This is a genomic window from Halonotius pteroides (assembly GCF_003605635.1).
GTDB lineage: Archaea > Halobacteriota > Halobacteria > Halobacteriales > Haloferacaceae > Halonotius > Halonotius pteroides.
The window spans coordinates 25,053-45,235 of record NZ_QMDW01000003.1 but is presented as its reverse complement, the minus strand read 5'-3'; the positions used below and the strand labels follow the sequence as shown (position 1 = coordinate 45,235).

At 61.5% G+C, this 20,183-nt stretch carries 21 protein-coding genes and 1 pseudogene; 8 read left to right on the top strand and 14 right to left on the bottom strand.

The features are described from left to right. Positions 1-42 precede the first annotated feature (42 nt). From DP106_RS02850 to DP106_RS02835, 4 genes are all read left to right on the top strand, one after another. Positions 43-912: a 16S ribosomal RNA methyltransferase A gene (locus DP106_RS02850; RefSeq protein WP_120083270.1), complete on the top strand. Its 870-nt coding sequence runs from the start codon at positions 43-45 to the stop codon at positions 910-912. Then, positions 905-1,501 (top strand): HemK2/MTQ2 family protein methyltransferase, encoded by a 597-nt coding sequence (locus tag DP106_RS02845; protein WP_120083268.1) that lies wholly within the window; start codon positions 905-907, stop codon positions 1,499-1,501. The genes DP106_RS02850 and DP106_RS02845 overlap by 8 nt, the downstream gene beginning before the upstream one ends. A gap of 75 nt (positions 1,502-1,576) precedes the next feature. Further along, a complete protein-coding gene (locus DP106_RS02840) occupies positions 1,577-2,596 on the top strand; it encodes a 5-methyltetrahydropteroyltriglutamate--homocysteine methyltransferase (RefSeq protein ID WP_120083267.1) in 1,020 nt (339 codons plus the stop codon). Then, on the top strand, positions 2,593-3,666 hold the full coding sequence (locus tag DP106_RS02835; RefSeq protein WP_120083266.1) for a methionine synthase: 1,074 nt from the start codon (positions 2,593-2,595) through the stop codon (positions 3,664-3,666). The genes DP106_RS02840 and DP106_RS02835 overlap by 4 nt, the downstream gene beginning before the upstream one ends. Before the next feature lie 116 nt (positions 3,667-3,782). On the opposite strand, the gene DP106_RS02830 is transcribed toward DP106_RS02835, so the two are convergent. The 4 genes from DP106_RS02830 to DP106_RS15740 form a co-directional block, all read right to left on the bottom strand. Continuing rightward, positions 3,783-5,072, bottom strand: coding sequence for a beta-alanine-activating enzyme beta-propeller domain-containing protein (locus tag DP106_RS02830; protein WP_120083265.1), 1,290 nt, complete (start codon positions 5,070-5,072; stop codon positions 3,783-3,785). Between the two features lie 39 nt (positions 5,073-5,111). Beyond that, the gene (locus DP106_RS15480) at positions 5,112-5,699 is read right to left on the bottom strand and encodes a hypothetical protein (protein WP_133305090.1); all 588 of its coding nucleotides are present in this window, start codon (positions 5,697-5,699) and stop codon (positions 5,112-5,114) included. A gap of 114 nt (positions 5,700-5,813) precedes the next feature. Continuing rightward, positions 5,814-6,119 carry a DUF433 domain-containing protein gene (locus DP106_RS02825; protein ID WP_120083263.1) on the bottom strand — a complete coding sequence of 102 codons (306 nt, stop codon included), beginning with the start codon at positions 6,117-6,119 and terminating at the stop codon, positions 5,814-5,816. Between the two features lie 100 nt (positions 6,120-6,219). Beyond that, positions 6,220-6,366: a hypothetical protein gene (locus DP106_RS15740; RefSeq protein ID WP_165857807.1), complete on the bottom strand. Its 147-nt coding sequence runs from the start codon at positions 6,364-6,366 to the stop codon at positions 6,220-6,222. Positions 6,367-6,469: 103 nt separating this feature from the next. Between DP106_RS15740 and DP106_RS02820 the strand changes: the two genes are divergently transcribed. Beyond that, complete coding sequence (locus tag DP106_RS02820; RefSeq protein WP_120083262.1) at positions 6,470-8,002, top strand: hypothetical protein; 1,533 nt, start codon at positions 6,470-6,472, stop codon at positions 8,000-8,002. Positions 8,003-8,286: 284 nt separating this feature from the next. Here DP106_RS02820 and DP106_RS02815 read toward each other — a convergent pair whose 3' ends face one another. Continuing rightward, a complete protein-coding gene (locus DP106_RS02815) occupies positions 8,287-8,457 on the bottom strand; it encodes a DUF2061 domain-containing protein (protein ID WP_240625313.1) in 171 nt (56 codons plus the stop codon). An 89-nt stretch (positions 8,458-8,546) separates the two neighbouring features. Continuing rightward, positions 8,547-9,278 (bottom strand): archaeal proteasome endopeptidase complex subunit beta, encoded by a 732-nt coding sequence (gene psmB / locus DP106_RS02810; protein ID WP_120083259.1) that lies wholly within the window; start codon positions 9,276-9,278, stop codon positions 8,547-8,549. 99 nt (positions 9,279-9,377) lie between these two features. Here psmB and DP106_RS02805 point away from each other — a divergent pair. Then, a pseudogene (locus DP106_RS02805) lies at positions 9,378-9,860 on the top strand (cupin domain-containing protein). 16 nt (positions 9,861-9,876) lie between these two features. On the opposite strand, the gene DP106_RS15735 reads toward DP106_RS02805, so the two are convergent. Continuing rightward, positions 9,877-10,041: a hypothetical protein gene (locus DP106_RS15735; protein ID WP_165857806.1), complete on the bottom strand. Its 165-nt coding sequence runs from the start codon at positions 10,039-10,041 to the stop codon at positions 9,877-9,879. Between the two features lie 306 nt (positions 10,042-10,347). On the opposite strand from DP106_RS15735, the gene DP106_RS02800 reads away from it, so the two are divergent. Continuing rightward, on the top strand, positions 10,348-10,716 hold the full coding sequence (locus DP106_RS02800) for a DUF555 domain-containing protein (RefSeq protein ID WP_120083258.1): 369 nt from the start codon (positions 10,348-10,350) through the stop codon (positions 10,714-10,716). Between the two features lie 59 nt (positions 10,717-10,775). Beyond that, the gene (locus DP106_RS02795; protein WP_120083257.1) at positions 10,776-11,315 is read left to right on the top strand and encodes a CBS domain-containing protein; all 540 of its coding nucleotides are present in this window, start codon (positions 10,776-10,778) and stop codon (positions 11,313-11,315) included. Positions 11,316-11,325: 10 nt separating this feature from the next. Here the strand turns inward: DP106_RS02795 and DP106_RS02790 are convergent, their stop codons facing one another. From DP106_RS02790 to DP106_RS02760, 7 genes are all read right to left on the bottom strand, one after another. Continuing rightward, on the bottom strand, positions 11,326-12,375 hold the full coding sequence (locus DP106_RS02790; protein ID WP_120083255.1) for a DUF4013 domain-containing protein: 1,050 nt from the start codon (positions 12,373-12,375) through the stop codon (positions 11,326-11,328). Positions 12,376-12,443: 68 nt separating this feature from the next. Further along, the gene (gene rqcH, locus DP106_RS02785; RefSeq protein ID WP_120083254.1) at positions 12,444-14,579 is read right to left on the bottom strand and encodes a ribosome rescue protein RqcH; all 2,136 of its coding nucleotides are present in this window, start codon (positions 14,577-14,579) and stop codon (positions 12,444-12,446) included. Positions 14,580-14,659: 80 nt separating this feature from the next. Continuing rightward, positions 14,660-14,860: a hypothetical protein gene (locus DP106_RS02780; RefSeq protein ID WP_120083253.1), complete on the bottom strand. Its 201-nt coding sequence runs from the start codon at positions 14,858-14,860 to the stop codon at positions 14,660-14,662. A gap of 228 nt (positions 14,861-15,088) precedes the next feature. Beyond that, positions 15,089-15,679: an archaellin/type IV pilin N-terminal domain-containing protein gene (locus DP106_RS02775; protein ID WP_120083252.1), complete on the bottom strand. Its 591-nt coding sequence runs from the start codon at positions 15,677-15,679 to the stop codon at positions 15,089-15,091. 168 nt (positions 15,680-15,847) lie between these two features. Then, positions 15,848-18,133, bottom strand: a complete 2,286-nt coding sequence (locus DP106_RS02770; protein ID WP_120083250.1) for an OB-fold nucleic acid binding domain-containing protein — start codon at positions 18,131-18,133, stop codon at positions 15,848-15,850. A gap of 54 nt (positions 18,134-18,187) precedes the next feature. Then, positions 18,188-18,793 carry a YIP1 family protein gene (locus DP106_RS02765; protein WP_120083249.1) on the bottom strand — a complete coding sequence of 202 codons (606 nt, stop codon included), beginning with the start codon at positions 18,791-18,793 and terminating at the stop codon, positions 18,188-18,190. Positions 18,794-18,848: 55 nt separating this feature from the next. Next, entirely contained in the window at positions 18,849-20,072 is a 1,224-nt protein-coding gene (locus tag DP106_RS02760; RefSeq protein ID WP_120083248.1) for an HD domain-containing protein, read from the bottom strand. Between the last annotated feature and the right edge of the window lie 111 nt (positions 20,073-20,183).

Here is a 20,183-nt window from a genome sequence, read left to right as displayed (position 1 = left end):
ACAAAACGGGATGTTTAGACCGGCGGCGGCGAACCCTGTGGTATGACTCGCTCCGAACCACCCGCTGGGGGCCGCGATCCCGACGCCTTGATCCGGCGGGCCGGCGACCGCGGCAACCCGGATTTCGACCAGCATTTTCTCGTCGATGACCGCGTTGTTGACCGGATCCCCGGCTATCTGCCCGACGGCGCTGACCGCAGCCACATACTCGAAATCGGCGGCGGGCCGGGCGTTCTCACCGATCGTCTGCTCGCGGTCGCCGACCGCGTGACCGTGATCGAACGCGACCCCACCTTCGCCGCGCATCTCCACACGGAGTTCGCCGATGCCATCGACGACGGCCGGCTGACCGTCATCGAGGGTGACGCCCTCGATGTGGATCTCCCCGATGTAACGGCCTGTGTATCGAACCTCCCGTACAGCGCGTCCAGCGAGATCGCATTTCGGCTGTTGCCGCTTGGTATTCCGCTGGTGTTGATGTTCCAACAGGAGTTCGCCGAGCGCATGGTCGCCGCCGTCGGCGACGACGACTACGGGCGGCTCTCGGTGAGTGCCCACCACTACGCCGACTGCAAGATCGTCGAATCGGTGCCGAACACCGCCTTCGACCCTCGCCCTGCAGTTCAGAGCGCGCTTGTCCGGCTGACGCCCCAAGAGCCCGAATATAGCGTCGCCGACGAGGAATTCTTCCTCCGGTTCGTGAAGGCGATCTTCACACAGCGTCGCAAAACGATCCGCAACGCGATCCGCAACACGGCCCACATCTCCGGGTTAGACGACGCCGACGCCGTGGTCGATGCGGCCGACGAGGAGCTGTTGGGGCGGCGGGCCGGCAACGTCGCGCCCGCGGAGTTCGCCGCGCTCGCACAAACCGCAGTCGAACACGGTTTTGCCGACTCCGACGATGGGTAACGCCGACAACGACCGCCCGTCACTCGCCGAGCAACGCGGCGTCGACGGCCATGTCTACCAGCCTGCAGAGGACTCCGCACTGCTGGCGAAAGCAGCCATCGACGACATGGCGGCTCCCGAGCGTGTCCTCGAAGTCGGCACCGGCTCGGGATGGGTCGCCGAACAGATCACAGACGAGTCCGACGCCCGCGTTGTCGGCAGCGATCTCAACCCCCACGCCTGCCGGCAGGCCCGCGAGCAGGGGATCGAAACCGCTCGCGCCGACCTGGTCGCGCCGTTTACCGCCGAGAGCTTCGGGGCGGTGCTGTTCAATCCGCCGTATCTGCCGACCGAGCCGGACAACGAGTGGGACGACTGGATGGAACACGCCCTGTCCGGAGGGGCTGACGGCCGCCGACTGATCGTACCATTTCTTGACGATGTTGGTCGCGTGTTGACCGCGGACGGTGTGGTGTATCTCCTGGTTAGCAGTCTCACCGGCTACGAGACCGTCGTCGACCTCGCGGAGAATGCTGGCTTCGAGACAACGGAGATCGCACAGGAGTCGTATCCGTTTGAGGTGCTGTCGGTGCTACGGCTGGCACGATGATTCGCCCGTGGAATTACTCACAGACATGTTCTGACTTAGTAAATATTAAGCAGCCGAATCATCAACGCTAAACAGATGACTGAACGCGTTGCGACGACGACAGGGCTACTACCCCTTCCTGACCCGGCCAAGTCAGAGCTCTCCGGTCTTAAAGGGTATCAAAAGCACGATCTGATCTCCGGCACCGAAGGCGAGGAGATCGCGGGTGCCTACGCCGAGTACCGCCGCGAAGTAATCGACGAACAGCAGTCCGCTGGCCTCGACCGGGTTACCGAGGGCCAGCTCCGGTGGGACGACATGCTCGCCCATCCGCTGACGACCCACGACAACGTCGATCCCAACGGGATCGTCCGCTACTACGACAATAACAATTTTTACCGTGATCCGCAGGTTCGGGGCGAACTCGATTTCTCCGGTGATGTGGCCGACGAACTCGACACCGCTGCCAAGCTCGTCGACGACTCGGCTGACTCGCTGCAGGCTGTCCTCCCGGGCCCGTACTCGCTGTTTGATCTCGCCAGCGACGAACATTACGGCGACGACAGCGAGTTCTTCGGTGCGATCGCCGAGTTCCTCGCCGGCGAAGTCGAGGCGTTCCCGGATCACAAAACGCTCACGCTGCACGAGCCCTCGCTGGTCGAGAACCCGCCGAACGAGGATCGCGTCGAGCGACTCGCCGACGCCGTCGACACCGTCGCAAGCGAGACTGACGCCGATGTGGTCGTCCACACCTACTTCGGCGCGCTCGATGAGACGACCTACGCGCACCTGATGGACGCCGATGTCGAGGCACTCGGCTTCGACCTCGTCGCGGGCGACCGCGAGGAGACGCTGTCGAACATCACCGAGTTCGGTACGAAGGACGCCGCCGCCCTCGGGATCGCCGACGGCCAGAACACCCTCGTTGAGTCCGCCGACACGCTCACCGAGCGCGTCGAGTGGTTCGAGGATCAGATCCCGGTCCAGGAGTTCGACCGGCTCTATCTGTCGACGAACACGGAGCCGTTCTACCTGCCGGTGAACAAACACCGCGCCAAGCTGGAGGCGATTGCTGCTGCAGCCGGTAATGTTGACGCCGAGGAGGTGACGGCATGAGCCGCCCCGCCGACAACCGCGCGCAGTTCCACCCCGACGACCACCCCAACGATCATTTCCTGCTGACGACCGTCGTTGGCTCCTACGCCAAGCCGAAGTGGCTGAACCGGGTTGACGACCTCGTCGATGACCCCGACTCGAAGTTCGACGAAGAGAACCTCCAAGAAGCCCACGACGACGCCGCCCGCGTTATCACCAACGAACACGAACGCTGCGGGCTCGACACGGTCGTCGACGGCGAAGTTCGGCGCAACGAGATGGTCGAGTTCTTCGCCGAGCGGATTGAGGGCTACGAGTTCAACGGCCCGGTCAAGGTCTGGGGCCACAACTACTTCGACAAACCCTCCGTCTCCGCCGAGGTCGGCTACGACGAGCCGTGGCTCGTCGACGAGTTCGAGTTCACGAACAACGTCGCCAGCAAGCCGGTCAAGGTGCCGATCACCGGCCCGTACACCCTCGGCTGCTGGGCGTTCAATGAGGCATACGACTCACAGGAGGAGCTCATCTACGGGCTCGCTGAGCTTGTCAACACAGAGGTCGAACAGCTGGTCGACGCCGGCGCGAGATACATCCAGATCGACGAGCCCGCCCTCGCGACGACGCCGGACGACCACGCCATCGTCGGCGAAGCCCTCGACCGGATCGTCAGCGGGATCGACGAGGACGTGCGGGTCGGCCTGCACGTCTGTTACGGCGACTACTCGCGGATCTACCCCGAACTCAACGACTACCCGGTCGACGAGGTCGATCTCGAACTCTGCAACGGCAACTACGAGCAGATCGACGTGTTCACCGACCCGGAGTTTGTCCCGGATCTCGCCCTCGGCGTTGTCGACGTGCACAACGCCGAGGTCGAACCCGTCGACGAGATCAAAGCAAACATCAAACAGGGTCTGAAGGTCGTGCCGCCGGAACGGCTCACGATCAGCCCCGACTGCGGCCTGAAACTCCTCCCGCGGGATGTCGCCTACGGCAAGATGGCAAACATGGTCGAGGCGACTCGGCAGGTCGAAGCCGAACTCGATAACGGCGAGATCGATATCGAGGCGCCGGTGCCGACGGCTGACTAAACGGCTACGTACGGCTTTTTGTTTTTCAGCGACTCGCTTTTGTCTGCTACAATGACACAGCGTACTGCTCGGCTACCTTATGAGTCAATTTGTAATGGATACAGTGCGTAAGTCTGTTACTCAGAATCGTGTTTAAGACAACGCTTCAACAGGTAGCCTGTCGCTCCGATTGCGGTGATTCCGCTCCCGACTCCAAACCCTGGAACTGAATCAGTACCTTCCGACTCAGCACGATATGTAGTCGATTGATCCGCATACTGCCAGTCTCCGTGATGGCCGGGCGTCCCCAAGTGTACTCGTGAGCCTTCGGTCGAACCCTCAACACCTGCGTCAAGGACATAGAGATTGTCGTCGGCACTCCCGACGAAGACGGTTCCATCTACCACCGTCGGCGACGAGAAAACCGCACTTCCAGTTTCGACGACCCACTGTTCCTCGCCTGTTTCCGCAGATAGCGCGTACAAATTATTGTCTATGCTCCCAACAAAGACCGTCCCATCCGCCACTGTCGGCGACGAGTAAATCGCTTCTCCGGTTTCGACGGCCCACTGTTCATCGCCCTTTTTCGCATTTACCGCATACAGATGGTGGTCATTACTCCCAACAAAAACTGTCCCATCTACTACTGTCGGCGAGGAGAGAACCGAGTCGGCGGTTTCAAAGATCCACTCCTGATCGCCTGTTGCCGCATCTACTGCATACAGATTGGTATCGATACTCCCGACAAAGACTGTCCCATTGACGACTGTCGGTGACGAGAAAACCGAGTCGCCGGTCTCGAAGACCCACTCTTGCTCACCAGTTGTCGCATCTACCGCGTGCAGGTAGTTGTCTCCACCCCCAACAAAAACTGTCCCATCTACCACTGTTGGCGACGATTGTATCCAATCGTCGGTTTCGAAGGTCCACTCCTGGTCGCCCGTTGCTGCATCTATCGCGTACAGATTGGTGTCCCAACTCCCAACAAAGACTGTCCCATCCACGACTGTCGGTGACGAGCCAAGCTTATCACCTGTTTCGACGGCCCACTGTTTTTCCCCCGTTGTCGCATCTACTGCATACAGATGGTGGTCGTGACTCCCAACGAAGACTGTTCCATCCACCACTGTCGGTGATGCGTTGACAGATTGCCAGCGGTCGGTCTCGAAGGCCCACTCTTGCTCGCCCGTTGCCGCATCTACGGCGTACAGGTGGTCGTCGGTACTCCCGACAAAAACTGTCCCATCTACGACTGTCGGCGACGAACGAATATTACTGGTTTCGAAGGCCCACTGCTCGGTTCCGGGATCGGCAGTGACAGGCAATGATGCACTGTTTCCAAGGACGCCCAGTGCAGTGAGGCCACCTGTTGTCTGAAGGATTCGACGCCGAGTTGGGTGTAAGAGTCGATCTTCTGCGGGACACATAGCACTGATATAAATATCGAATGACAATTGATTGGTGATTTAATTATGAAACACGTATTCTCCTGATTTTTCCAATTTTTCCTGCTTTGGCGTGAGAAATGCGGCCTTGAAGAGACTACCGTTTGGAACATCGATAGAGATTGTGAAACTAACATCGGTTTTTATAGGTTCTACTTGGCTTATGTTTGATAATTCGAGATTAATTACTACCAGATCTTCTGTGTCGCTCAAAACTATTGGATCTTGTTCTAAGCCCTCTACCCAACGAACATCCAGTCCGTCCGTCTGGCCTGGATTGCCATTTATCAGTACCGATTCCTCAGGTAATCCTATAGTATAGATCAATTCGGATAGGTTAACAGGTTCAGACCCCGATACCAACCCGAGTTTTATTTCGAGATTTTGTATTTTATCACCATCATTGTTGACTGCTCCTACTAGACCCTTTATTTCAACACCCCTTTCGATTTCAGCTGTTACTTCATCCGTTTCCGTTGTTGTACTTTTGGCACCAGTCGTTGCAGTTGTTTCGGTACTCGTCTGTGTCGCTTGGTTTTGGGTACAGCCTGATACACCTACAAGAGAAATCACAGTTAGACCTGATACCAGCTTTCGTCTTGTGAGCATAGTTACATGTGATCAATTGTCTGCTAACCTAAAAATATGATTCTTGGTTGAAAATTCCAAGCAGATCTCTGTATAAAACATGTCGTTTCTCCGACAGCAACGACACCTGCATGCCTACGAGTCCGGCAGATCCTCGGGCCCGGTAACGATTCTCGGGTCGTCCGCTGCGGCGTCGTGCCGCTCTCGACGGGCTTCTTCGACCGCCCGCATCTCCTCGGGATGGTCGTGATAGTACGCCAGGGCGTGGTAGACCGCTGCGGCAGTGAGATCGAACCGCTCGGCAACCGTCTGCGCGTCGAGCCCGCGCTCCTCAACCAGCACGTGAATGTAGCGCATGGTGATTCGCCGGTCTCGAATGTGGGGCTCGTCGTGAATCTCCGACCCGTCACCGGCGACGACGATGTTCACCTGCCGCGACATGGTGTGACGTACTGTTGCTGTGGGATTCATTCTTTGCCGGTGCGTCGTCAGCTTCGGGTATCTTGTGTGGCACAGAATGTATAGTATGTCACCGATACGATCAATGCCCGGAGCGAAGCATGTCGCCGCCGTCGGGGCCGTGCTCCCATACCCACGCGCGCAGCCGGTGGTGACTCCGGCGGGCCAGCGGAACTAACTCAGGCGGGCCGATAATAAAACCCATGACGATCAGACCAGCGACCGCCATGACCGACAACGGTGTTAGCGACCGCTGGGAACACCACAAACAGTGGCGATAGCTCCATCCGAGCTAGGTGGCTTCAAGAGGCTTGAACACACACACCCGCCCGATGACAGAGTCCTCGTTGGCCGCCGCCGTCCGCGACGTGCTGGCCGTCGATCCCGAATCGTACCGGACGGACGCCGCGACCGACGCCGACTTCGTGCTATCGGAGCTCAGCGACGGCACCTTCGACAACCACCAGTCGATTCTCGGCCTCGAATACGAGTTTTACGCCGTCTCGGAAAACCGCTGGAATCCCGGCGACGACGGGGCCTACGGGCTGGCACGTGTCCCGCGCCGCCTGCTGGAGTTGATCGGCTTCGAGAAGGAACTCGGCTTGCACAACGCCGAGATGACCGCCACCCCCCAGCCGTTCAACGCTGACGGCGTTCGCGCCATCGAATCGGAGGTTCGCAGCCAGCTCACGGCCGCCCTCGACTGTACGGCCCCCGAAGGTCTGCGGCTGGTCAGCGACGGGCTGTGGACGATCCCACCGACCGGTGAAACCGCCCGCGAGTATCTCACCGACAGCGTCAACGACGACGGCGTCCGGATCGCCACCAACATGACCGACGCCGTCCGGTACCACGCGATGGCCAACGGGAATCTCGCGGACACGTTCCGCGTTGAGGCTCCCCATGTCGATATCGCCGCCGAGACGCTGATGCCCGAGAGCCTGATCACCTCCATTCAGCCACACTACCAGATGCAGCAGGCGATGGATCTCCCGCGATGTTTCAGCTACGCGCTCCGACTCGCCGGCCCGCTGCTCGCCCTCGGCGTCAACGCGCCGTTCTTCCCGCCGGATCTCTATGAGGACGGCATCGACCCCGAGACGATCCTCGCGGAGGGCTGGCACGAAAACCGGATCGCCGTCTTCGAGTCGGTGCTCAACACCGCCACCGAGACCGACAAGGTGGTCTTCCCCGAGGATATCGACACCCTTGAGACGGCGATTCGCCGCGTCGTCGACGACGAGGTGATCGTCCCGATGGATGTCGACCGCAGCGACCGCTTCCACGACAACTTTGCCACACTTCGCCGCAAGCACGGCACCTTCTGGCGGTGGGTGCGACCGGTGTTCGGCGGCCCCTCCCGATCGGCGGCCAACGCCAGAATCGAGTTCCGGCCCCTGCCCGCTCAGCCGACCGTCCGAGATTCGATGGCGCTAACAGTCGCGTTTGCCGGCGCGATGGAGGGCCTCACCCGCACCGAGCACCCGGTCGGCGATCTTCCGTGGGACGCCGCCCGCGACAATTTCTACGCCGCGATGCGCAACGGGCTTGAAGCCGACATCGAGTGGATCCTCGCCGATGGCACCGAAACGAGCGACAGCACCGCCGCGATCACCGACCTCTTGGATCATGCTGCCGAGGGGCTGCGCGCGGTCGGCCTCGACGACGGGGCGGTCGATGCCTACCTCCAACCGCTGCTGTGGCGCGTCGACAACGAACTGACGCCCGCCGGCTGGAAACGCGAACAGGTGCGACAGCGGCTCAACGAGGGTGCGGCGTTCGATGAGGCGGTTCACGGGATGCAGCGGGCGTATGTCGAACACCAATCTCGGACGCTGATCGACGGCGACTTCCGCGATTGGTGATCAGTGACAACTACCAACATGCGTTAGTTGAGCGCCCGGACTCGCCACCTCACATGCCGGTCGGTCGGCTATAGACGACGTTCCGAGGCGGTTCACGGCGCTGATTACCGCATAGCAACGAACATCGATGGCTATACCAGACAGTCCCATCGAGTGGAATGGTTTAGTCTGCTAAGACAGGGCAAGGAACACGATCAAGAGATCTCTACCACAGCCAGCGTGTGACAGCGCGATCAAAAGTGGGCAGTCGGGCGTGTCGGTAGTGTAGGCCCTGACACGGCTCCTCACTCACTGCGTTTCGGATTGACGCCCCATGAGATCCGATCCCAGAGCCGTTCATAGCCGTAGTACGTCCCCGTTTTGACGACGTTCGCGACGAGGCCGATACTGAGAGCCTGCCCGGTGTCGCCGGTGAACCAGAAGGCAACGGTAATATTGATCACGATCAGCAACACACGGTTGCACTGCTCGCGGTTGCAACTGAAACCGATGGCACTGAGTCGTCCGGAAAACCCAACTGCAGAATCAGGATCGAAGGCGTCGCTTAGAGCAGTTGGTCGATATCTTTGTACTTGCTGACATCGACGCCGTCCTCGGTGACCACGGCGACGTTGATACCGTTGCCGGAGGCCAGATCGCGCTCGACCGCGCTCTTGATCGCCCGGGCGGCGACTTCCTCGGCCTCATCCAGCGAGAGGTCGTCCTCGTAGTGCTGTTCGAGCACACCGAGGGCGAACTGGCTGCCGGAGCCGGTAACCGTGTACTCCTCTTCGGTCGTCCCGCCGAGGGCGTCAATGGAGTAGATGTGGCTGCCCTCGTCGTCGACGCCGCCAAGGATCGGACTCACGATGAGGAACGCCCCCGAGCGGAGGAAGTTCCCGGTCAGCGTCGACAGCGCCTGCATGCTCATATCCTCGCCGCGGCGGGCCTCATAGAGCCGCACCTCGGCCTGCAGCGAGCTGATCAGGTTCTGGGCCGCTGAGACCGAGCCCGCGATCGTGAGCGCGCCCGTCGGGTGGATCTCCTCGACCTTTTGGACGTCCTTGCTGGAGACCATGTTGCCCAGGCTCGCTCGCATGTCCGTGGCGAGTACGACACCCTCGTCAGTTTTGAGGCCGACCGTTGTCGTCCCTGTTTTCATGCCGGCGTCGTCGGCGTCAGTTCCGCTCTGGTGGCCCTCACCACTGAACTCGCCGAGTTCCGGGCCGAAGACGTTGCTGTTGTCACCGTCACGCTGACCCAACTCATCAGCAAAACCGCTTGTCGGAGTTCGCATTATTTCTTATTCGGTCGGCGAGCGGATAAATGCAACCATTTCGCAACCCTCGCCGCAACACGACGGAAAGCATTCCACGCCGCCGACACAACGCGGCGTATGCGACGCGCTACCGCCGACGATATGGAGTAGTCGACGACTGAAAACGGCGAGACCAATTTCAAGCGCAAACACCTCGGCGAGGCCGCCGGCGGCGACCAACTCGGCTGTAGCCTGTATGAACTGCCGGCCGGTAGCCGGTCGTGGCCCTACCACTATCACACCGCAAACGAGGAGGCCATCTTCGTGCTGTCGGGCGCGGGAACCGTGCGGTGTGACGGTGAAAAGGCAGCCATCAGCGAGGGCGACTATCTCAACTTTCCGGCCGACGGCAGTGGCGGCCATCGCGTCATCAACGACACCGACGAGCCGCTTCGGTATCTGGTGGTCTCGACGATGATCGAGCCGAATGTCACTGTCTATCCCGATTCGGAGAAATTCGGCGTCTATGTGGGCTCCCCACCCGGCGGCCGCGAGGAACGCGCCCTCGAAGGATATTTCGAGCAGGACGCTGTCGTCGACTACTGGCAGGACGAGCGCTAGACGGCAGCAAAAAGAATCAGCCCGACTCGTAAGCGGCTTCCAGGCGGTCGAGCAGGGAGGCGATCGGCGGCTGGACGCCGAGGCGACGGGTCGCCAACGCGACCGGCAGCAGGACGATCCCGAGCAGCACCGTGAGTTGATACAGCGCGAACGTGGTGAACCGCGAAACCGTGTCGATCATGTCCGTACTCACCCCTGGCCAGTAGCGGTATATAAATGTTTGGAGGCGAGGTCTGCGTCAACATCGGCGCAGTCGTGCGGTTTTGGGTTGTCGCCGCGAACGGAGCCGCGTGACCGGCGAACGGCCGCTCATCCGACGTAAACCGTGTGACAAACCGGCCTGATTGTCGTAACGTATGAGAAACCAACAGGGCTCTTGCGCCTATCCAAACCAGTATGTGACCCTCGATGCAGCCGGTTGAGAGGTGTCGCGCCCTGCGTTGGAACGAATCACAAGACACGAAACCCTCCGGCTCAAGAAATGTGTATGAGCAACTATCTTGTCGCCATGGAAGCGGCTTGGTTGGTTCGTGATGTTGAGGATGTCGACGACGCCATCGGCGTCGCCGTGAGCTCCGCCGGCAAGCGGCTCAACGAGGCCGACAAGGAGTACGTCGACATCGAGGTCGGCGTCACCGGCTGTCCGGCCTGCGGCGAGCCCTTTGACTCGGCGTTTATCGCCGCCGACACCGCCCTCGTCGGGCTGCTGCTTGAGATCGATGTCTTCAACGCCGACAGCGTCGAACACGCCTCCCGGATCGCCAAAAGCGAGGTCGGTGGCGCACTGCGGGACGTACCGCTGACGGTCATCGACGTGATCGACGAGGACGCAGACGATCCGGAGGCCGCGGCGTAACTGTCGCTACCCGGCGTTGTCGACGAAAGCTTTTCAATAACCTGAGGTAATATACCTGTATGGATCTGCCGACGCCACAGGATCTCAAGGAACGCCGCACCGCCTTGGAACTCACCCAGAGTGCACTCGCCGAGGCCGCCGGCGTCTCACAGCCGCTGATCGCCCGCATCGAGGGCGGCGATGTCGACCCACGGCTCTCGACGCTTCGCCGGATCGTCAACGCCTTAGACGAGACCGAAGGCGAGGTTGTCCGCGCCGCTGACCTGATGAACGAAACTGTCATTAGCGTCGCCCCTGACGACGCTGTCGGCGAGGCCGTCGAGACGATGGAGGCCGAGGCCTACTCACAACTCCCGGTGTTACAGAGCAGCGTTCCGGTCGGGTCGATCAGCCAACACGACGTGATCCAAGCCGGCGAGGACGTCAGCGACTACCCGGTCAGTGAGGTCATGAGCGAGTCGTTCCCGACGGTCAGCGAGGACGCCACCGTCGACGAAACCCGAAACCTGCTGGAGCATTATAAAGCCGTGATGGTCACCCAAGGTGGCGCGACTGTCGGTATCATCACCGAAGCCGACATCGCCGCACAGTTTTCCTGAGCCGCGGCGACTACTCCCGCTCAGCAGCGTCCCAGTCGAACTCCCCGGGCTCGTCGTCACCCGCGGACGCCGTCGTCGGTGTTGTCGACTCTGGCATCCCGAACCCGGGTGACTGGTCGGCACCGCCGTCTGTGTGCTGGACGGCGCCGCCTGTGCCGGCAGCAACCTCACGTCCGACCTGTACCGCCGGCGGGGCTTCTGTCGGGCGGTCTGGGATCTCGGTATCGATAACTGTCGGTGCATCCGGCAGCGCATCAGCAACAATCCCGATGCCACTGTCAGGCCGCAACGCGTCGGCGGCTCCCCGCCCTGTCGCCCACGCTGCCGACATCCGCAACGAGAACAACAGCACCACCGTGACAAGCAGGGTGAGCAGGCCACCGATGGCAGCCAACGCGATGTCGTACAGACCGGCGAGCACCGAGACCACGATCAGCGGTGTCACCAACAGCGGGCCGACGGTCAACAGTCCGATCGCAATCAGCCAACCGGCAAGATACGAGCCTGCCATCGAGACGCTCACCACCCGGCGGGGGTTGATCGCCGCTAGCAGCGAACCAGTCGCCGCCAACACAGCCCGCGCGGCCGGGCGAAGATACAGATAGACGAGCCCGTAGAGAAGAAGCCCAAACCCACCGATCAGGATCGCGACCGCCGCGAGCACCTGCGGAATCCCCTCGAACCCGGGTGGGTCGATGATCGTGGCCGCGCCTGCGCCCCCAGCGAGGCCGACGCAGGCCGACGCCGGCAGCGCGTAGATCGCCGAGACGAGCGTTGATTGTGCCCCGGTACGGAGCAGCGACCCCCACCGGACAAAGGAGGGCGCGTCGGAACGCTCGCTGATCCCAGCGGCGACAACACGAACCAGATACCCCCGCACCAACAGACTCAACAGGAAGATGATCGGCGTCACCGCAGCACCGATTGTGGGTTCGACCGCCAGCAACGCGAACCAGCCGGCGGCGGCAACAACGGTGAGCCCCGTCAACACCGCTCCGACAAGCAGCGTCCCTGTTGCGTCGACAGCGCGGTACGGAACGCGGAGGGCCTCGTTGAGCATCACCTCAGCCCAGACGCTCCGGGCAGTTATACCTGCGCGTCGCGGCGACGACAGCCTGCCGGGAACGGTCAGTCGACGATCTCACTGCCGCCTGCGGGCAGGTGTTCCTGAATCAGATCCGGGCTGGCAACCGAGCGCACGAAGCTGTCGTCGGCAAAGCGACCCTTCAGCGAGCGGTAACAGCGTTTCGCCGCGTCGTTTTGGGCGTATTTGCCGGGTTGCAGTTCGAGGTGTGTCGCGGCATGGTCGGCGACAGCGGCGGTCGGCCCGCCGATAACACGCGTCTGCGGCTCACACTGAATCCCAACCGCGAGGTCGACAGCGAGATCGGTGAAGTAGGTGCGGTCGCCCCGGATCACGAAGCTCCCTTTTTCGATATACTCCCCGCTTTCCGGCGTTTTCGAGACCTGATCAGGCTCGACCATATACACGTCGCCGGCGTATTGACCAGCCTTCCAGACCGACGAGTGTGACACAGCAAACTGTGCGGCCTGTCGGAGGGTTGTCTCAGGAAAGTCGACCGCTTTGGCGGGTTCGCTTGGGCCGGTTGCCTTCAGGATCGTCACCGGGCCGCCGTGGGCTTGCGCATGAAAGAACCGATCACCGCTGCTCATATATTTCTTCACAAGGTCTTCGTTTTGATCGGCGTTGCGGCCACCGATAATCAGGAAGCCGTCGGTCGTGTGGAACCACCGGAACTGTTCGTACCAGCCTTCGTCGCGTTTGATCGGGATCGACGACCGCGAAAGCCAGTCGGCATCGGCGAACTCGTCGGCGTCGGCATCGCTATCGTCGTTCTCGCCGCGCGTATCGCCGTTGTCGCCATCATCGGCCTCCCACGCGTCACGGCGCGCCTTTACGGCCGCAAGCTCCTCGCGGGTGTTTTCGATCGCGGCTTTCGCGCCCTCCTTTTTGTCCTCGATGCGTTTGGCTTCCTGATACAGGTGGTCGGCGTTTTTTTCAACGCCAACAGTCGCGTCCACGGTTGCCTGTGTCTCACCCAGATCGACGGTAACCGTTCCCTCTGAGCCATCGACCTCGACAACAGCCTCAGCAGCCGACAGGCCGGCGTCGGCGGCTTCTTGGAGCGTGGCGTCGATCTCGTCCCACGAGACATCATCATCGCGGGCAGCTTGAATCGTTGTCAGAATCTCGTCAACACGGTCGTACTGCTCGTAAAGGGCTTCAGCTTTCGCGCGTTCGGCGGCGGCCTGCTGCTCAAAGCCCTCGATAGCACCCTCCTGTTGGTCAATAATGCGCTGCTGTTTGGCGATCTCGGCTTCAAAATCCGGTTTGCCGGTGTTAGGCTCGGAGCTATCGCTATCGTCCTCGGAGCGATCAAACCGATGAAAGTAGTCGTCGACGGCGGTGGTGAAATCGTCGTAATGTGCCTCATCAAGCCCTTCGGCCTCGCGTTCGGCCAGCGGGAACGGTGTCACGTCGACAACGCGGTCGTCATCGAGGTAGATCCGCGGCTCGAAATCACCGGCATCGACACGGGTGGCTAACTCGGTGAGAGCATCGTAGAGGGCCTGATAGTCGGCCTCGTCGGTCTCGTCGATGCCGGTCTCCTTCGGGATGCCAGCGCGGGTACAGACCTCCTCGGCGTAAAGCCCACCAAGATTGAGTTGGGTGGCGATGGTGCGCACCACGTCGCTGGTGGAGTCGTCCATCTCTCTGGCAAAGGTATCGTAGCCGATCGAGAGCGGATTGATCCGCGAGTCGGGGTACGCATACTGGCTGCCGGGAGCGATCGTCCGGGATTTCAGCCGGACGGTCTGGAGGCTCTGGATGACCTCGCCGGTTTCATCAAGAACGGCGATGTTGCCCTCGCCGAACAGTTCGACAACGAGGGTCGTGTTTGCGTCGGGGCGTTCAAACTCGAAGACGAGAATCCGATCGAACTCATACTGGGTGACACCGGCGAAATCCGCGCCGCCGAGGCGGTTGCGTAGCATCTTCGCGAAGTTTGGCGGCCGGCCGGGGGCGTCAGCAACGTGTTCGGGGTCGGCCATGTGTGCGCGTTTGACCTCGCCGACCTCAAGCAGCAACTCAACGCGACCGCGGTCGAAATCCCGACATTTGAGCCGGAGGAGATCATCGCCGTAGAGATACGCCTTGTCGACCTTCGCGCCCTCGTAGCGGCCCATCTCGGTGACGAGGGCGGCAAGGTCAATGCTAGAGAGCTCCCGCTTGGCGTCCATACCGATATCTCACGACGACGGGAAAAAGGGGTGTCGTTCCGGTGTGCGTCGCTCGCGGTCTGTGAGAGTCGACGGCGACCTCAGGCGACAAGCGATGCGTCAACGACCGCACAGGCGGTGTCGACAGCGATTACCCGCCACCCGTTGCCGCGGCAGGCAGCCTCGGTGAGGGTGACCGAAACGGTGTCGCCGACCGTCAGCCCGGCAAGCTCGTCTACAGCCCCCGGTGACGCACAGTCGATGATCTGATACGTGCGGTCGTCCACAGACCGGAGCGTCATCGCGCTGTGCCGATTTAGTTCGGTCACGACGGTTCCCCGAACCTGCTGTGTGGTCTGTAAAACGTTTATGATAATATATCATAGTCTGAGCGCAAAAAGCCACCGCTGGTGTGAGCCTGTCTCTCCTCGGCGAAATCAGGAGGGCTGTACCGATAGAGTCCGGAGTCTGTTCGTTGCTCAGAGTCAGCTAGTTGGTAAAGAAACAGCTACTATCTCAATAGAAGGCCGTTATCTGAGTACGTAGGAGCCCCCATCATTCAGCTGTCCAGGTGCCTGTTTCTCGATAACAGTCCGACCGCCGGCCGGAGATTCAATGCTAATCGAGACACGGTCGTCAGCAGCAAGGGGATTTACCTCAGAGAGGTTTGTGAGGTCAAACTTTGCGATAATAACTTGATCTTGGTCTGTCAGCGTTGTTTCACCAGCGGCTAACCCTTGTGACTGATTGTAGCTGATACCGGTGGTGCTTTCGTTTCCGGAGACAACCGTCGCGGCGTTCGTATCTCCCATCGTCGCGATCGTATAGGAGGTTTCGTTCATCTCAACGGAATCAGCACCCGAAGCGAGCCGGATCTTCGCTTCGAGGGTTTCGATCTCGGTCGTTCCACCGCTGGCGTTGGCGGTGCCGATAATGTCTGTGATCCGGACTATGTCACTGACCTGTGAGGTGGTTTCCTCACCGGTCTGAGAGGCCTGAGACTGAAGCTGTCCGGCGGTCGTAATTAGCACACCGGAGGCGATCGCAGCAACGAGCACCATCGCTATAAAAACGATAAGTGTTCCTATCCCGACCTGACCGCGCTCGTTGGTGCTGAACATGGTGGTTAAGGGTGCGATCACCGCGGCCGATACAACGCCAGTACCTTATTCAAAAGTATAGATATAGCGGTATAAAACGTTTCATGTATTTGGCAAGGATGCGATACATTTGTAACACCATGACACACCGGTGTTGAACCGGCTGGCAAGCAGCGTTGGAGATGGCAGCTACTCGAAGCGGTCGACAGCCGCGTCGATAACGGCCTCACGAGCAGCCTCGCGTCGACCCGAAAGGAACTCGATGCGACCCTCACGGATGCCGCGGGCGGTCACGTCGGCTTCGGGTGCGGCCTCGGCGGCCGCCGCAGCGATCGCACGAACATCGAGGGGCTGGCTGCTCCGAAGATACAGTTCATCCATCCCAACGCCGACGGTGAGGAACCCATCCTCGTCGCGTTCGACGTAGTGAAGTTCATCAAGCAGGAGCGTCGTCGGCGGGAAATCAAACCGATGGGTGAACTGGTCGGTATCGAGTACCGCAACCCCAACGCCATCATGCTCGCGGCGGTCGAGGTTGGCTTGAGCGGTTTCAATCTCATCGTCGAGTTTCTGTCGGAACTGCTCGGCGATGTGGCCCGCAAGTCCACCCGGGTCGTCGAACAGAAGATCCGTAATCAACTCGCGTTTGTCCTGATAAGACTGGTAGTAGGCCTCAAGCGCGATGGCCTCCCGGAGGTGTCGCACCTGTTCGGCATCGTAGCCGGCCTGTTCGGCGGCCTCGGTGTACGCCGTGGGCGTGTGCTCCCAGTAGCTGATCGCCGGGAGGTGCTGCATCTCCTCGCGCACCTCAGGGTTGAGCGCGGCCGCAAGCGTCGCCGTCAGCGCGCCGATCGAGAGATCAGCGGCGTCGCCGGTGACAACCTGCTCGGCTACATCGCTGACCTCGGAGTCGGCGGCGATGGCGTCAAGGACGATCCGTTCGGCACCGTACACGCCGAGCAGCCCAAGTCCATCGACGGAGTCAGCCGTCGAGCCCGCGCCGACAAAGCAGAACAGGGGCAGCTTCTCGTCGTGTCGATCCCGATCCCGCAGCATCTGGGTGGCGTCGTTGGTTGCATCGTCCATGTCGTAGACCGCGTTCTCCAGCGGGCGGCGGACGATGTAGTGGTACTCGGCGTCCGAGCGGGCGTGTTCCTCTCGAACGAGGGGGAGGACAGCGCGCTCGATGGCCGCACCGGCGACGTAGCCCGCGGCGGTTGCGGGATGGCGGATAACGACCGGCCGCGATTCCAAGATGGCTCGCCGGATCGCCTCGGCGACATCCAGCAGCGACGCAGCCATCCCGGCGACAGTGTCGTGATCGCCGATCGGATCGAGCTCGTCAGGGCGGGCGCGGTCGGTCAGCGCGTCGGCCAGCCGGTCGGTCACGGCCTCGCGGGCAGCGCCCTCTAAGGCAACGAGTTCCTCGGTTTCGACCTGTAGTTCGCCACGCCGTTGTTCAACCTCGCCGTCGAGGCGGACGACATCGCCGACCTCGATCTCCGGGTAGGCGCGAACGCCAGCCTCAACGAAGGCCGCACAGTCGACGACACCGGTCTCATCGCGGAGTTCGAAGATGGTTGGCCCGCCGGTCTGGCGGACGCTGACGATCTCACCGTCGAGACGAACTGACTCGCCGACCCGGTCGGTGAGTGCTGTGACCGTTGTGCCGCTGTCGGGGTTAGCATCGTCGTCGGTCACGGTGTCGGCGTCTACGGTTTCGGCGTCGTCGGAGTCGGCGACAGCGACGGCCGCTGTGCCGTTCGTGTCGGTGACGGATTCAGCGTCGACAGCAGCGTCTGTGGTGTCACCAGCCGTGTCGGCAACGGATTCTGACGCGACATCGTCGCTGGTAGATTCAGTGGCGGCTGCTGTGTCGCCATCGGTCTCGGCCGGTGTCGGATCGGCCGCCGCGTTGGTCGGCGATGGGTCGTGCTCTGTCGTCGATGACCCAGCATCGGCAGCGTCGCTCGCGGTGTCATCGGTATCGATAGCAACGTCGTCGGTGTCGGCTGAGTCACCCGTAGACTCAGCCGGTGTCGACTCCGGGTTGGGGGCCTCCTCGTCGGTATCAGCATCAGCGTCGTCCTCGTCGCCCGGAAGCGTCTCGCCGTCGCCATCAAGGATGATCTTCCCGCGGAACTCTCGCTCGGACTGGCGGATCGATTTGGCGAGGTCGATGTTGCCGTTATCTCGGACGTTGGTCACCTTGACGCAGACGGTGTCGCCGGGCTCCCAATCGAGGCTATCGAGCCGCCGATCAAGTTCACTGCGGTGCAACAGCCCGGTCACGCCGGGGGCGATATCGACGAAGACACCAAAATCGGCGTAGCCGTCGACCGTTCCCGTATAGAAACGGCTTGAAACGAGTTGAGCAGCGTTGTTGCCACGGAACTCGAAAAGGACATCCTCTTGATGACTCGCACAAACGTGGCCGCCGTCGACGGGCGTGCCACAGATGATACAGGTACCCATTTGTTCCCGAACTAGGGGGCCTCCCTTTAACGGTTGTCGAAACGCGGCTGTCAGCTACCCCACGAGTGCTGCCAGCAGCCAGAGCCCACGGAAGCCAACACCGAACACGAGGACAGCCGGGATGAGACCCGCTACAATCGCCCGCAGGAGCGACGTTTCGTGAACGGTTGCAAGCCCAACGAGCAACAGCCCGGCCCCATACAGCGTACAGGCCGCTGCCACCGCTGGCACCGGGATCCACGTCAGCGCACAGGGTGCGGTCGCGTAAGCGACGACCTGCACCGTCTCGCTGACGCCGGCGCGATCATCGACCGTCAGCATCAACAACACCGTCTGGATCGCCGCGGTCAGATGCAGTCCGGCGGGCGCAGCGACGACAGCGGTCACGAGCAGAACCAACAGCATCGTCAGCGCGGTACTCCCGCCGAGAATCGGCACAACTGACGTGCCGAGTATCAACCCCGGTTGGACGGCTAACAGCCCGGCAACATAGACGACAGCGACGACGACCGCGAAGGCAAGGCCAGGGGCTTGCTCACCGGGGGCGACACCGGTCGTAAAAAATCGCCGAGGGCGACGAAGCACCGCGGCCCACGCACGAGCGATCCCGACCGGGCCGCGACCCCGGCCATCACCCGTCGTCTCAACCCATGTAGTCACACCCGACTGTAGGGGCTGGAGCTGGTATGATAGTTACTAGTCAGCGTCGTCCCCGCTACTCGAACTCATCCAGCGTTGCGTGGATTCCCTGCCGAGATTCGGTCACAAGCCCGCCGGTGATATCGAGACCAAGTTCCGCAGCGGCGAGGTGGCCAACACGATCAGCGGCCGACGGCGTCGTGTAGACGCCGAGTCGCCACTGGCCGCGTTGGGTGGTTCGTAACGCGTTCACCAGCGGTGACTGCGCGCTGAGGTTCCGGCTCTCGCCGTTGACGACGACGCGCGTTGAGGACTCCCGCATTGATGGCTCCTCTGGGATCTCGATGATCACGGTTTCTTCGGGCACGTTGGCCCGATCGGCGATCGTCGCCTCCAACTCCCGGAGCTCGTCGTGGTCGAGATCAAGCAGCTCGTCAGGGACGTTTTGCAGCTCCGCCCAGACAGCGCGTTTGAACAGCCGACGCTCATCGTACCGCTCGGCGAAGGCCTCGGTCGCTGGCGTCGTCCGCAGGGCGACCAGCAGATCGTGGTCGTCCATCCGCCGCAACTCGTCCGCGTCGATGTCGGTCGTTCCCAACAGTCGCTCGCTGGCCCGACGCAACATCGCCTTGCTGATGCGGGCGACAGGGTGCATGTAGACGGTTGGATTCATCAGCGCGCGAGCCAGCAGCAGACTCTCGGCGGTCTGGACGTTGCCCGCCGCAAGCACCAACTCGCCGTCAACAAAGGTAAGTTCCCGAAGGAGTCGCTCGGCGTCGATGGTGCCGTAGGGAACGCCGGTGTGGTGGGCATCCCGGACGAGGTAGTCCATCCGGTCAACGTCGAGTTCGCCGGAGACGAGCTGGCCGAACTGGCCCTCGCCAGCGACGAGGCCGGCGATGTGCGCCGGGTCGAGATCATGCTCACGAAGGATCTCACCGACATCGCCCGAAGCAAGCAGTTCGTCGACATCGTCGTGGTAGTTTCCGGTCTTGCGGTGGATGAGCGCCTCGATGTTGTGGCTGAACGGGCCGTGGCCAACATCGTGTAATAAGGCGGCCGCCCGAATGCGTTCGGCCGCCCGACCTTCGATGCCGAGTTCGGCGAGCGCGCGGTCAGCGAGATGGTAGACGCCGAGGCTGTGTTCAAAGCGGGTGTGATTCGCCGAGGGGTAGACGAGCTGCACCGTCCCGAGTTGGCTGATGTGACGGAGCCGCTGGACGGTCGGCGTATCGAGCAGGGCCTCGGCGACACCGCTGATCTCGATGTGGTCGTGGACACTGTCCTTGATCGTGGCCATAGACAAGCTATCTGCGGCTCGGATGAAAAATCGTCGCCGGCGCAAACGACAACAGTCACCAGTCGTTGTCTGTGCGGCCGCATCGAGAGACGATTCACGCCGTGTTAGGGA

Coding starts and splice junctions, on each gene's coding strand:
- DP106_RS02850 (WP_120083270.1), top strand. CDS start 43: ATGACTCGCTCCGAACCACCCGCTGGGGGCCGCGATCCCGACGCCTTG.
- DP106_RS02845 (WP_120083268.1), top strand. CDS start 905: ATGGGTAACGCCGACAACGACCGCCCGTCACTCGCCGAGCAACGCGGC.
- DP106_RS02840 (WP_120083267.1), top strand. CDS start 1,577: ATGACTGAACGCGTTGCGACGACGACAGGGCTACTACCCCTTCCTGAC.
- DP106_RS02835 (WP_120083266.1), top strand. CDS start 2,593: ATGAGCCGCCCCGCCGACAACCGCGCGCAGTTCCACCCCGACGACCAC.
- DP106_RS02830 (WP_120083265.1), bottom strand. CDS start 5,072: ATGTGTCCCGCAGAAGATCGACTCTTACACCCAACTCGGCGTCGAATC.
- DP106_RS15480 (WP_133305090.1), bottom strand. CDS start 5,699: ATGCTCACAAGACGAAAGCTGGTATCAGGTCTAACTGTGATTTCTCTT.
- DP106_RS02825 (WP_120083263.1), bottom strand. CDS start 6,119: ATGTCGCGGCAGGTGAACATCGTCGTCGCCGGTGACGGGTCGGAGATT.
- DP106_RS15740 (WP_165857807.1), bottom strand. CDS start 6,366: ATGGCGGTCGCTGGTCTGATCGTCATGGGTTTTATTATCGGCCCGCCT.
- DP106_RS02820 (WP_120083262.1), top strand. CDS start 6,470: ATGACAGAGTCCTCGTTGGCCGCCGCCGTCCGCGACGTGCTGGCCGTC.
- psmB (WP_120083259.1), bottom strand. CDS start 9,278: ATGCGAACTCCGACAAGCGGTTTTGCTGATGAGTTGGGTCAGCGTGAC.
- DP106_RS15735 (WP_165857806.1), bottom strand. CDS start 10,041: ATGATCGACACGGTTTCGCGGTTCACCACGTTCGCGCTGTATCAACTC.
- DP106_RS02800 (WP_120083258.1), top strand. CDS start 10,348: ATGAGCAACTATCTTGTCGCCATGGAAGCGGCTTGGTTGGTTCGTGAT.
- DP106_RS02795 (WP_120083257.1), top strand. CDS start 10,776: ATGGATCTGCCGACGCCACAGGATCTCAAGGAACGCCGCACCGCCTTG.
- DP106_RS02790 (WP_120083255.1), bottom strand. CDS start 12,375: ATGCTCAACGAGGCCCTCCGCGTTCCGTACCGCGCTGTCGACGCAACA.
- rqcH (WP_120083254.1), bottom strand. CDS start 14,579: ATGGACGCCAAGCGGGAGCTCTCTAGCATTGACCTTGCCGCCCTCGTC.
- DP106_RS02780 (WP_120083253.1), bottom strand. CDS start 14,860: ATGACGCTCCGGTCTGTGGACGACCGCACGTATCAGATCATCGACTGT.
- DP106_RS02775 (WP_120083252.1), bottom strand. CDS start 15,679: ATGTTCAGCACCAACGAGCGCGGTCAGGTCGGGATAGGAACACTTATC.
- DP106_RS02770 (WP_120083250.1), bottom strand. CDS start 18,133: ATGGGTACCTGTATCATCTGTGGCACGCCCGTCGACGGCGGCCACGTT.
- DP106_RS02760 (WP_120083248.1), bottom strand. CDS start 20,072: ATGGCCACGATCAAGGACAGTGTCCACGACCACATCGAGATCAGCGGT.